The sequence below is a fragment of the Paraburkholderia sp. JPY465 genome (assembly GCF_050436725.1).
Lineage (GTDB): Bacteria > Pseudomonadota > Gammaproteobacteria > Burkholderiales > Burkholderiaceae > Paraburkholderia > Paraburkholderia youngii.
The window spans coordinates 1,976,732-1,989,634 of the sequence record NZ_JBNDMT010000003.1; the positions used below are offsets into that span (position 1 = coordinate 1,976,732).

At 68.3% G+C, this 12,903-nt stretch carries 6 protein-coding genes; 2 read left to right on the forward strand and 4 right to left on the reverse strand.

All coding sequences use genetic code 11. The features are described from left to right. Positions 1 to 40 precede the first annotated feature (40 nt). Entirely contained in the window at positions 41 to 682 is a 642-nt protein-coding gene (locus QFZ94_RS23800) for a VC0807 family protein (RefSeq protein ID WP_368582695.1), read from the forward strand. Positions 683 to 737: 55 nt separating this feature from the next. Here the strand turns inward: QFZ94_RS23800 and QFZ94_RS23805 are convergent, their stop codons facing one another. The 3 genes from QFZ94_RS23805 to recC are packed head-to-tail and all read right to left on the reverse strand — an operon-like array spanning position 738 to position 9,939. Continuing rightward, positions 738 to 2,828, reverse strand: a complete 2,091-nt coding sequence (locus QFZ94_RS23805) for an AAA family ATPase (RefSeq protein WP_429459957.1) — start codon at positions 2,826 to 2,828, stop codon at positions 738 to 740. Continuing rightward, a complete protein-coding gene (gene recB / locus QFZ94_RS23810; protein WP_429459959.1) occupies positions 2,825 to 6,550 on the reverse strand; it encodes an exodeoxyribonuclease V subunit beta in 3,726 nt (1,241 codons plus the stop codon). Before recB ends, QFZ94_RS23805 begins: the two co-directional genes overlap by 4 nt. After that, on the reverse strand, positions 6,547 to 9,939 hold the full coding sequence (recC, locus tag QFZ94_RS23815) for an exodeoxyribonuclease V subunit gamma (protein ID WP_429459961.1): 3,393 nt from the start codon (positions 9,937 to 9,939) through the stop codon (positions 6,547 to 6,549). Before recC ends, recB begins: the two co-directional genes overlap by 4 nt. 213 nt (positions 9,940 to 10,152) lie before the next feature. Between recC and QFZ94_RS23820 the strand changes: the two genes are divergently transcribed. Further along, on the forward strand, positions 10,153 to 12,669 hold the full coding sequence (locus tag QFZ94_RS23820) for an FUSC family protein (RefSeq protein ID WP_429459963.1): 2,517 nt from the start codon (positions 10,153 to 10,155) through the stop codon (positions 12,667 to 12,669). Between the two features lie 19 nt (positions 12,670 to 12,688). Here QFZ94_RS23820 and QFZ94_RS23825 read toward each other — a convergent pair whose 3' ends face one another. Then, entirely contained in the window at positions 12,689 to 12,898 is a 210-nt protein-coding gene (locus QFZ94_RS23825) for a hypothetical protein (protein ID WP_410848962.1), read from the reverse strand. Positions 12,899 to 12,903 lie beyond the last annotated feature (5 nt).

Consider the following 12,903-nt stretch of genomic DNA (forward strand, 5'->3'; position numbering starts at 1 on the left):
TTCATCGATACTGGCTCTTTCGCTTACGGCGTAAATTCAAATGAAAATCCGTCCCGGTTTCGTGCTCGAACTGGCGGTCAACTTTCTGCTGCCGTGGCTTGCCTACCGGCTCGCGATACCGCGAGTCGGCGAGACCGGCGCGCTGATCGCGTCCGCCGTGCCGCCGCTCATCTGGAGCGCGATCGAGCTCGCACGCTTCAGACGCGTCGATGCGCTCAGCGTGATGGTGGTCGCGGGCATCGTGTTGTCGGTCGCGGCCATGGCGCTCGGCGGCAGTCCGCGCATGCTGCTGTTGCGCGAGTCGCTGGTGTCCGGCGCGGTCGGCGTGGTGTTCCTGCTGTCGCTGCCGATGCGTCGTCCGCTGATCTTCTACCTCGCGCGCGCGACTCTCGCGCGCGAAATGGAAGGCGGCGCCGCGCATTTCGAGGCGCTGTGGCGCGAACGCCCCGGTCTCGCTCCCGCGTTGCGAACCATGACGCTCGTGTGGGGCGTCGGCCTGACCGCCGAGACCGCGCTACGCGCGTGGATGGCGCTGACGTGGCCGATCGAACGCTTCCTCGTCGTGTCGCCCTTTATTGGCTACGGCATCTACGCGGGACTGGCGCTGTGGACCCTGTGGTATCGCAAGACGATGCGCAGCCGCGTCGAGTCTATCGAGCGGGCGAGCGGCATGGCCGGTTGAGCGCCGCTCGCACTCTACGCCCTCCACTCCGCGTGTTCCGCCTGCGCTTGCGCAATCAACGCGACGCCTCCGCAATCCGCGCGGCCAGCCCCGAATCACGCTGCGTCGGCGTCGCGATCGCCTGCGCGAGCACGGCCCGCGCGCCGATCACCTCGACGCGTTCGCGTGCGCGAGTAATCGCCGTGTACACGAGCTCGCGCGACAACACCCGGCTGAACGCCGACGGCAGCACCAGCACCGCGTGCTCGAACTCCGAACCTTGCGACTTGTGGACCGTCAGCGCGAACGCGGTGTCGTGCGGCGGCAGCGCGGCCGGCGACACGGCGCGCACGCCGCCGTCGCCGGTGCGGAAGTACACGCGCAGCGCGCCGCCCGCGCCCGGCAGCGCAATGCCGATGTCGCCATTGAACAGCCCCAGCGCGTAGTCGTTGCGCGTCACCATCACCGGACGTCCCGCAAACCATTGCGCGCCGACCGCGAGTGTGACGCCCGCGGCGCGGCGCACCTGGGCCGCCATCGCCGCATTGACCTGATCGACGCCACGAGGTCCGAGCCGCGTCGCACAGAGGATGCGGAAGCGGTTGAGCGCGTCGAACAGCGGCAATGGATCGGGCGTATCGCTGGCGAGCGCCGCGGCAAGTGCGTCGGCGTACGGCCCGAAGCCGGCGGCAAGTCGCGTGACGGTGCGCTCGGCCAGCGTCGTGTGCGCGTCCTCGTGCAGCGCCGCGGCGCAGTCCTCGGTCGGATCGGTCCGTAATACGTCGAGCGCCGCGCTCGCCGAGCCGTTGCGAATCGCAACCGACAAACGGCCGATCGGCGACTCGAGGCCGAACCGGTAGTTGCGCTCGAGCCAGACGACGCAGTCCGCGAGCGGATTGCGTTCGTTCGCCAATTGCATATCGCGACCGGACTGCTCGTCAGTCGCCGCTGTCGCGACATCGGCGAACAGATCGCCCGATGCGTCCGGCGCGAACGTGCGCAGCGCCTCGGGCGGCACAAAAAAATCATCCAACGGCGCTGCATCGTCCTGACGCGACGCACGCGGCAAAGCCCGCGCAAGCCGCGCCTCGTCGATATCGAGCGCCTGCGCGACCCGTCGCAATCCGCTTGCGCTCAACGCCGGCCGCGCGCTGAGTTCGGCGAACACCGCGCCGGCTTCGACCGCGGCGAGCTGGTCCTTGTCACCGAGCATCACGAGCCGCGTTTGCGGTCCGATCGCGTCGAGCAGATGCGTGGCCATCGCGACGTCGATCATCGACGCCTCGTCGATCACGACCACGTCATACGGCAACGGATTATCGCGATGATGCCGGAAGCGTCCGCCCGGTCCCGAGCCCAGCAATCGATGCAGCGTGTACGACGTCTGCGGCAAACGCTCGGCGAGCTCCGGCGGCAGGTCGCCCGCGCGTGCGAGCAACGCTTCCTGCATCCGTTGCGCCGCCTTGCCGGTCGGCGCCGCGAGCGCAATACGCAAATCGGCGCGCGCATCGAGCAGACACGCGAGCACCCCGACCACGGTCGTGGTCTTGCCGGTGCCCGGACCGCCGCTGACGATCGTCAGCCGCCCCGACAGCGCCATCACGGCCGCGACGCGCTGCCAGTCGATTTCGTCGTCTTTCGGGGGGCCGAAGTAGCGCAGCAGGCGTTCGCGCAAAGCGGCGGGCGCGGAGCCGGCGTCGACATTCGCAGTGCTCGCGTCGCCCGTCGCCTGTGCGACCAGCGCGTGGGCCAGGCGCCGCTCGTAGTCGTAGTAGCGCGCGAGATAGAGACGCCCCTGCGCGTCGATCACGAGCGGCCGCAACGCCGCCGCACTCGCTGCGTCCGCGGCGCCATCGCTTGCCATGCCGCTCGCGAGCAGCGCCGCGCGCACTTCGGCGCTCGATGCGTCGAAGCGGCGCGCGAGCGCCGCGAGCGGCACGCACACGTGCCCTTCGGCGGTCGCGCGGCTCGCCGCGAACGCGCCGCGCGCGGCCCATTTCACCACCTCGGTCGATGCACCACCGCGCCGCGCCAGCATGCCGATCCGACGCGCGAACCCTTCGGCCAGCGCGATGCTGAAATCGGCGGGCGCGGGCAGGTTGACGCCGATGTCTTCCAGACCGAGCGGCGCGGCCGCGCGCTCGTCAAGCGTGCCGGACGTGCTCATGCGCCACCTCCGATCATCGCCGCGTCGAGCAGCGCCACCAGTTCGAACGGCGCGCGCCGCCTGTGCACGCCGGCGGCGCCGTCGACATCGCGCCAGTCCGGCCGCACGCCGCGCACGAACAGATACAGATAGCCGCCGATATGCGTGTCGTACGCGTAATCGCGCACGCGCGTCTTCAGATAGCGATGCAACGCGACCGTATAAAGCAGCGCCTGCAGGTGATACGCATGACTCGCCATCGCCGCTTCGAGCGGCGCGGCCGCGTAATCGGCCGCGCTGTCGCCGAGATGGTTCGATTTCCAGTCGACGATCCAGAAGCGGCCGTCGTGCTCGACGATCATGTCGATAAATCCTTTGATGTACCCACGCAGCACCCCGGGCTCCAGCGCGACGTCGGGATAGCCGTATTCGATCAGCAGCTCGCGCAGCGCCGGAAAATCGAGCGACGGCGCCGCGAACAGAAACTCGAGTTCGTTCAGGCGCCGACGCGGATCTAGCCGCGCGAGCGTCATGCCGGGCACGAGTTCGGTCGAGACGACGTCGGCGATCAGCCGATGCATCATCGCGGGCAAACGCGCGGCGAGCTCGGGCGCGGCCGGCGCCGGTCGCTCGCGCAGCGCGCCGCGGATCGCGTCGGGCCAGCTGCGCGCGTCGCTGAAATCGGCGAGCTCGAACATCCGATGCAGGCAATCGCCAGCCGCCGCACCGCGCGGGAACGCGAGGATGTCGTCGTCGGCATGCGCCGGGGCGTTGGTCGCGGCAACCGGCGCGAGCAACGGCGCGGACTGTAGCGCATCGGCGATCTCATCGTGATCGGGCCGCACGTCTTCCTGCGGCGCGTGCGCGTGGGCATCCCCGTTCCTCGTGCCGGCCGCGATCAGGCCGCTGAAACTCGCCATGCGCCACTGATCCCGCAACGGCCGCCGATTCGCGCGCGCGTGCAAATGCGCGCCCAGATCCTGCAGACTTTCGAGCGGCACGCGGCGCGTCACTTCGGGCAGCGCCCGCAAGGTGACCGGTCCGCCCGCCAGCGCATGCCAGCTCGCCGCGAGCGCGGCTTCGTCGGGCGGCTCGGCGAGCCATGCGTCGAAAGTGTGGCCGCTGCCGCCGACGAGCCAGTTCAGCACGCTGCGGCGCGACTCTTTGGTCGAGCGCGACGACAGATAGGTGCCCGCGACCAGGTAGCAGCGATACACCGCGCGCGTGAGCGCCACATAGACGAGCCGCGCGCGTTCCGCCGCCTGCTCGCGCACCGCATAACGCGACGCGCGCTCGGCTTCCTGTTCGTCGCAACCATAGTGCAGCACCGCGTCGCCGCTGTCGTCGTGGTACTCGCGCGCATCGGGCAAGCCCGACGACGGCGGCTCGCGCAAGCCACCATCGTTCAGGAACGGACAGAACACGACCGCGTATTCGAGTCCCTTCGATTTATGGACCGTGACGATCTGCACGAGATTGCGATCCGACTCGAGCCGCAGTTGCGCCTCTTCCCCGCCGCCCTGCTGGCGCTGCGCGGCGAGCCAGCGCAAGGTCGGCGCGATGCCGGGCTGGGTGGCCGCGCGCGCCTGTACGAGCTCGGCGAGATGGTTCACGTTGGTCAGCCGGCGCTCGCCGTCGACACCCGCGACGAGCCGCTGCGCAACCCGCAGCTCGCGCATCAGCGTGCGCCACATCACGGCGAAGCCGCGTTCGTGCCACAGCATCCGGTAGCGCGAAAAACGCTCGACCCAGCCCATTGCGTCGGCGGGATCGAGTGCTGGCGTGGGTTCGTCAAAGGCCTCGGCCGCGGGTGCATCGGCGACCTGCGTAAGACGCCACAGCGCGGCGGCGTCGAGCCCAAGCCAGTCGGTCGCGAGCGCGGCGCGCAGACGCCGCAAATCGCCGGGCGTGTCGATGGCGGCCAGCACGCGCTCGATCTGCTCGGCATCCAGCGTCGCGAACACCGACGCCTGCGCAAGCTCCACGCTGCCGACGCCCCATGACGCGAGCACGCGTTTGACGAGGCTGCCCTGCTTGTGCGTCTGCACGAGCACGGCGATATCGCCGGGCGCGAGCGGCTTGTCGCCGATCGTCACGACGCCTTCACGCGCCCCTCGCAGCAGCCGCACGATCTCGGCCGCGCACGCTTCGCTCGCCGCGCGCTGCGCGTCGCGTTTGCTCAGCGCGCTCTCGCCTCGCGGCAACGTCCAGATGCGGAAATCGCCGCCGCTCGCGTCGGGATCGGCGAACGGTGCACGCCGCCGCTCGCCCGCACGCACCGGCTGATAGTCGAGCCCGTCGAGCACGAAAGCTCGAGGGTTCGCTTCGAAGATCCGGTTGCACGCGTCGACGATCGGTGCGGTCGAGCGCTGGTTGACCGCGAGCGTGTAGCACGCGGACGCCGACTCGCGCGCCGCGAGATACGTATGCAGATCCGCCGCACGGAAACTGTAGATCGCCTGCTTCGGATCGCCGACGAGGAACAGCGGCCCGGCCGGCGCGAAGATGCGGCTGAAGATCGCGAATTGCAGCGGATCGGTGTCCTGGAACTCGTCGATCAGCGCGGCCGGATAGCGGCTGCGCAACGCATCGGCGAGCCACGGATGCGCGGCCAGCGCGCGATACAGATTCGCGAGCAGATCGTCGAACGACACGACGCGGCGCGTGCGCTTGCGCGTCACCAGCTCGGCCGGCGCGAAGTCGAGCCAGGTCTGCACGAGCCCGAGCCAGCGCGCGCGCTGCGCGGCCTCGGCGGCGACCACGGCCGCGGCCAGCGCGTCGGCATGCTCAAAGAAAGGATGCGCGGGCGGCTCGAAGCTGGCCTTGGTCGCCTTCTTCAACGCCGACGCCGTCAGCTTCAACGCCGCGCGCGGCGGCGGCGCATGGCAGTCGCCCCGCGCGAAGTAGTCGGTCCACGCGGCGATCGCGGCGCTGACGTGATCGGGCTTGTGCGTGGTCTTGCTCAGGCGCTCCTGGGCCTCGGCGAGCAGCGAGACGATCGTGTCGCGCTCGGCCTGCCAGATCGCGCACGCGACATCGAAGCCGGCCTGCGGATCGGCGCTAGCGCCGTGCGCGTCGACGCTGCCCCAGCGCAATTGCGCGAGCGGCTTTTTCAGCCGGCGCGCCAACTGCTCGTCGAGCGACGCCGGACCGGCGCGCCTCGCCACCAGCCACGCAGCGAACGCCGGATGCGCATGCGCGACCGGCTCGACCTGCTCGCGCCAGAAATCGGCGGCGAGTTCGAAGCGCAGCGCCGCGTCGTCGGCTTCCATCTCGAATGCGAACGGCATCGCGGCGGCGAACGGCGCTTCCTGCAACGCACGCTGACAGAACGCGTGGATCGTGTGGATCGCGGCCTGATCGAAGGTGCGCAGCGCGCGGCGCACGACCTTCAACGCCGCCTCGCGCTCGATACCGTTCTCCGGCGCGAGCGTCGTTTCGAACAGCCGGCGGATGAACGGATCGTCGCCGTCGTCGTCCATCTCGATCGCGCGATGCAGTTCCGCGAGACGGCCGCGAATGCGCTCGTGCAGCTCCGCGGTCGCCGCCTTCGTGAACGTGACGACGAGAATCTGATCCGCGTTCAGGTTCTTTTCGAGCAGCAGCCGCACGTACAGCGCGCAGATGTTCCACGTCTTGCCGGTGCCCGCCGACGCTTCGATCTGGTTCACGCCGTCGAGCGGGCACGCGAACACGTCGAGTTCGTCGGCGACGAGGTTTTGATGGCGCAGCGCTTCGCTCATGAGGCGCTCCGCACATGCTGGATCAGTGGCTTGAAGACGATCGCGGCGAGGCTGCCGAACGGCTCCGCGAGCGTGAGCGGCGTGCCGCGCAGCGCGATGCGCAACGCGGGGTCGTCGGACTCGCCGCGCACGCGGTCGTTGATCCATACGCCCTGTGCCGCCGATTCGCTTTCGCTGACTCTCGCCCATGCGCTCTTAGGGAAGAAGCGCAGCGGCAGCCGACGGCCGGCATTGAAGAGCGCCGCCAACGGCGCGAGTTCGTCGAGCGGCGCCGCGACGGGCGCGAGCTCGAAGCTCTCGCCGCTGCCGTGCCACACGGTGCGGCGCGGACCGTCCGGCTGCGCCGCGCAATAGACCAGATGCGCGAGCCACGCGGATAGATAATCGCGCGCGCTGGCTTTGGCATAACGAAAGATCACTTGTCCCGTTCCGGTCAGCAGGTTCAACGTGCCGCGCAATTGCAGCGGCGTTTCGGCGGCCTCGCGCAGCAGCGCGTCGTAGTCGCCGAACAGGGAATCGGCGCTATCGATGCCATCGCCGCCCTGCGGCCAGCGCGGCCTGATGTCGAGCACGAACGGCAAGCGCTCGACACCGGCGGCGACTTCGCGCCGCACGCTTTGCGCCAACTGCCGCAGCGCGGACAGTTCGCGAGCGCGCCACACCGCGCCGGTCGCGCCGCCCGGCAACTCGGGGCTCGCCTCGGCGACGCGCTGCACGCGGCTATACACCACGTCGTCTGCGGTGTCGGCGTCGAGCAGCACCGGCAGCAGGCGCTCGGCGAGCGCGTCGCGGCCCGCATAGTCGAGATCGAACGGCTCCGTATCGAGCAGTTCGCCTTGCGCGTCCGACAACGCGATGCCGAGCCGGTCGCGCAACAACGCGCGCGCCGGATGACGCCAGAAGCGCACGAAATCGTCGAACTGCACCTCGCGCAAATCTTCCGGCGGCAGCGGTTGATCGAAGAACGGCGCGGCGTCCGCATGCTGCGGTTCGGCGAGCAGCGTGGCCAGCTCGGCGCGATCGGCGTCGTAGGTGAACAGGTCCGCCTTCGCCGCAAAATAGTCCGACGCGAACGCCTGCAGCAGATGCTCGACGATGAACTCGCGCCGGGCGCGGTCGACGTCGGCCGGACTCGCGTCCTCGCCCGCCGACACCTGCGCGAGATGATCGAGCAATTCGTCGACGAGCGCGGCCGGCGGCAGTGGCGCGTTATCGCGAATGCTGCGGCCCGTGTACGCGATGAAGAGCCGCTCGCGCGCGGCGAGCAGCAGATCGAGGAACAGATTGCGCTCGTCGTCGCGGCGCTGACGGTCGCCGGCCTTGCCGAACGCGGCCATCAGATCGAACTCGTCGGCACGCGCGAGCGACGGCAGCACGCCGTCGTCCATGCCGAGCAGGCAGACCACCCGGAACGGCAAACCGCGCAAGCTCGTCAGCGAAGAAAATGTCACGCTGCCCCACGGCACGCCGCCGCGCGCGGGGTCGTCGAGCGCTTCGGTGAGCGCGGTGCGCACCACCGACGCCGGCAGCAACACGTCGTGCGCGCCGGCCTGCATCGCGGCAGTCATCGCATCGAGCGCGTCGCGCACGGCCGCGAGCGAATCGGCGAACTCGACGCCGCCGTCGAAGCACTGCCCGAGCGTTTCGAGCAGCAGCTGCGACCAGTCGGCGGGCGTGCGCTCGATCGCACAGCTCGCCGCGAAGCTGTCGATATCGTCGACGAAGCGCGACAGACGGCCGAGCAATTCGGCATCCGAACCGCCCGCGCCTTCGACCGGCAGCCATGCATCGACCGGCTCGCCGCCGGCCGGCATCGCATAGCCGAGGTACAGGCGCGTGAGCGCATCGGCGAACGTATGACGCGCGACCGGCACGTGCTCGCCGACCGGTTCGAGCGGCGCGAGCCCGCGCCGCGCGCCGGCGGCCGCGAGCCATTCCTGCGCGGCTTCGAGCGAATTCGCATCGATGCCGTAACGCACCGCGACCGCGTCGACGCGCAGCCATTCGATCAGATCTGGCGCACCCACACTGCGCTCGGGCAGCGCGAGCCAGTCGAGCAACAGACGCGCGACCGGATTGGCCTGCGACGGCGGCAAGCCGGTGATCCGGTACGGAATGCGGCGCGTGTCGCCGGCGGGCGTGGTGCCGAACACCGCATCGATCAGCGGACCGGCCGCCGCCAGATCGGACACCGCGACCAGCACGTCGGACGGCTGCAAATCGTCGAACTCGTCGAACCAGCCAAGCAGGCGATCGTGCAGCACTTCGAGCTGCCGGGACAGGCTATGGCAAACGTGGACCTCGATACCGCGCTCGACAGGCAACTCGTCGGCATCGGCTTCGTTGCGCAGATCGAGGATGCCGTTCTGCACGGCGGCAAGCCAGCTCGGTTCGGGGTTCTCGGTGAAGTCGCCGGTCTCGGCCGATGCCGCGCTTTCGGTCAGCTCGTGCAGCATATGCAGCTGCGCCTGAGTCTGCCGTCCCCATTCGGCGAGCAGCGGATGACCGACTTCCTGATAGTCGAGCTGCCCCGCCGCGTCGAGCGCCTGCACGCGCCCTTCGCTGACCACGTCGAACCAGAACTCGCGGCATGGGTTCATCACATAGAGACGCACGTCGATCCAGCGCGACAGCGCGCGCAGCAACGCAATGTGCAGCGGCGGCATGGTCGGCAGCGCGAACACGCTGACCGCCTCGGGCCATTGCGCGTTCGAGATCGCCTCGAGATCGAGCCCGGCGATTTCATCGAGGAACCGATACGCGGGTGGCAACGCGGCCGCGGATGTTTGCGCATGGCCGCCGGCTTGCGCGAGTTCGGCGAGCACCGCGCGCCACAGCGCCGCCTGCCAGCGCTCGTCTTCGCGCGCCGCATCGCTCGCGCCGGTCAGACGCGGACCGGTGTCGTCTGCCGCGCCACTCGCGAAGATCGAGCCGCCCTTCTGCCACTGCAGCAGCCATTCGGGGCGATAGGTCAGATAGTGATCGAGCACGGTCGCGACGCGCCGCGCGAGTTCGTAGCGCATCGACGCGTCGGCCGCATCGAGATAGGCGCGCAAACGCGGCGACGCATTCCACGGCAGCGCTTCGTCGGTGTCGTCGAGCAGCCGGTAGCAGCGCCACACGAGCCGGTCCGGCGCGAACGGCGAATGCTTCGGCACCTCGATCACGCCGCCGATCTGCGCCCACAACCATTGCGCGAGATAACCAAAGTTCACGTTCGCGCAGATGCCCTGGCGCGCGGCGATATCGAGTTCGAGCCGCCGGCGCACGGCCGCGCTCGGCACGATCACGGGACGCGCGGTCCATGGGTCGGACGGCGCCTGCGCGAGGTCGTCGAGCAGCGCGCCCACCAGCGTTTCGTAGCGGTTCGAGTAGAAGAGCTGAAGCATGGATTCCAGATCACATTTGGCACGCCGACGGCCCGCGAGTGATGCTCGCGAACCGCGGCGGACATTGAAGCGACAGCATAACAAACCGATCCCCACGGCATAACCTGGCCGAATGGACGAGGTCAGATCGCGCGCAAAATCAGTTAGACTCGACGGCAGTTTCGCGCTGTCTTTCCAACTGCGGTTTTCTCGGTGAATGGATTCAGTTAGTCGATGCGCTATTCGGTCGAAATAAGAAAATTCCTCTATAGCCAGTACTTTTATGGCGGCCTGCGCATCGCGGTCGGCGTGTCGTTACCGGCCATCCTGTGCCTGCTCGTGTTTGACAATCGTGAACTCGGCTTCACGATCGCGACCGGCGCGCTCGGCGCCTGCGTCGTCGACATGCCGGGCCCGCTCAAGTACAAGCACAACGAGATGCTGGCCTGCTCGGTGATCGGCTTTCTGTCCGCGCTCGCCACCGGCCTCGCCACCGTCAATCCGATCGCGCTGTGGTGCACGGTCGTGCCGCTCACGTTCGTGCTGTCGCTGATCGTCGTGTACGGCAACCGCTGGCCGCAAATCAGCTTCGCGACGCTGTTCATGATGATCCTGACGCTGGAGGAGCACTTCACGCCACAGCAGGCGCTCGTCAACGCGTCGTGGATCCTGCTCGGCGGCCTCTGGTACACATACTGGTCGACCTTCGTGAGCCAATGGATGGTGCATCGGATCGAGCAGCAGGCGCTCGCCGAAAGCGTGTTCGCGTGCGCGGACTATCTGCTCGCGCGCGCCGCGTTCTACGATCTCGACAACGATCTCGACGAGTGCTATCGCAACCTCGTCGACAAGCAGATCTCCGCGGTCGATCGCCAGGAGGCCGCGCGCGACATCGTGCTGCGCAATCTGCCCAGGCTCAAACGCGGCAAGCTCGAACCACGCCGCGCGATGCTGTACAACCTGTTCATCAATACCGTCGATCTGCACGAGCTGTTCGTCGGCGCGCAAACCGATTACACGCTCGTGCGCAGCACGTTCGGCGGCTCCGACCTGCTGGTGTTCTATCGCGATCTGATCCGCAAGGCGGCCGAAGATCTCGAGGAGATCGGCCTCGCGGTGCTGCAGAATCAGGCGCCGCGCAAGCGCGTGAATGTGAAGGCAGAGTTGCGCGCGATCGAGTATGAAATCGAGCTGATGCGCAAGCAGGAACTGCCGACGCAGAACCCGGAGGCGTATTCGGCGGTGTCGTCGAATTTCCGCCGCATCTGGAGCGCCACGCGGCTGATCGACAAGATGCGCCGCAGCCTCACCACCGAGCCGAGCCCGACCGAAACCGAACTGCGCATCGACCAGGCGCTGAGCCGCTTCGTGACGAGCCGGCGCGTGCCGTTCGGGCAGATCTTCTCGAATCTGACGATGGCCTCGCCGAGCTTTCGCCATGCGTTGCGCGTGACGATCGCGGTCGCCGTGGGCTTCTGGCTCGGCCGCCTGCTGCCGCTGACCAACGCGTACTGGATCGTGATGACCACCGTCATCATTCTGAAGCCCGGCTACTCGCTGACCAAGCAGCGCAACGGGCAGCGGATCATCGGCACGCTGATCGGCTGCGCGGCGAGCATCGCGCTGATCATCTTCGTGAAGGAGCCGCACATCCTGATGGTCGTGATGTTCGCGTCGATGGTGATGAGCTACAGCCTGCTGCTGTTCAACTACACGGCGAGCGTCGTGTTCACGTCGTCGTATGTGCTGCTGCTGTTCCATCTGCTTGCGCCGGGCAGCCTGCGCATCATCGGCGAGCGCGCGATCGACACCGTGGTCGGCTGCGCGATCGCGATCGCGGCGAGCCACCTGTTCCCGTACTGGGAGTACCGCTTGATGGGCAAGCTCGTCAACAACATGATCAGCGCGACGCGGCAGTATCTCGAAGCGAGCTGGTGGTGGAGCGGCAAGCCGGCCGCTGCGGTGGTCGCGGCCGTGACCGAAGCGGGCGCGCGTGCGCCGGCGGCCGCGATGGCGGACCCGGCGCTCGGCTTTGGCGGGCCGGCGCTCGCTGTCGCTGGAGCCGAAGCCGACGTAAAGAGTGGCGCCGGTGCGCGCCGCGCGGAGCGCGCAAGCCGTGCACAGCCGCTCGGCGACGCTGGTGCCGAGGCGAACGCTGGCGACGCCGCCCATGGCACCACCACGATCCGCAATCCGACCGCGCGCCCGGCAAGCGGCGCATCGGCTGCCGCCGCCGCGGCTGCGACCGCGCTCGACCGCGATTACCGCTATCGGCTCGCGCGCAAGAACGTTCACGTTGCGTTCGCGAATCTCGGTCAGGCATTCCAGCGCATGATGCTCGAACCGAAGTCCGCGCAGAAGTTCGTGCCGGAGTTGAACGGTCTGCTGGTGCGCAGCCACGTGCTCGCGTCGCAGATCACGGCTGCCGCGCCGCTGCTGCGCACCTCCGCGCAACAGCAGCAACAGGTCGAGGACGTCTCGCTACAGCCGCTGCAGCGCGCATTGAGCCTCGTGCGCGACAACCTGAGCGCTGCCGAAGCCGGCACCGCGTTGCCCGCAGAGCAGAGCGAGCAGATCAAACTGATGAGTCGCGAGCTCGATGCGATGGTCGTCAAAACGGAGAAATCACCCGACTATTCGGCCGATGCGGTGCACGACACGAAACTGCTTGCGCATCAATGCAAGCAGATGCTCGCGGCGTCCGCGCAGATTCGCAAGGACGCGAGCATCATCCGGTTGCCGGAGGAGTGAGCTGCGACGCGCGCGGGCGTTATTGCGCGGCGCCGCTCGCCGGTCTCAGCGCGTTGACCGCCGCCGCTGCCTCCGAGGCCACCGGCGGCACCTGCGTGGGCTGGCTCTCGAACTCGTGCTTTTGACGGATCGCGTTGTAGATCAGCGTTGCGGTCACGAGCAGAATCGCCACCACGATAAAGACGGCGATGCCAAAGGTCGGGTTCTTCTTGCGCGGCGGTCTGGTCATGAAGC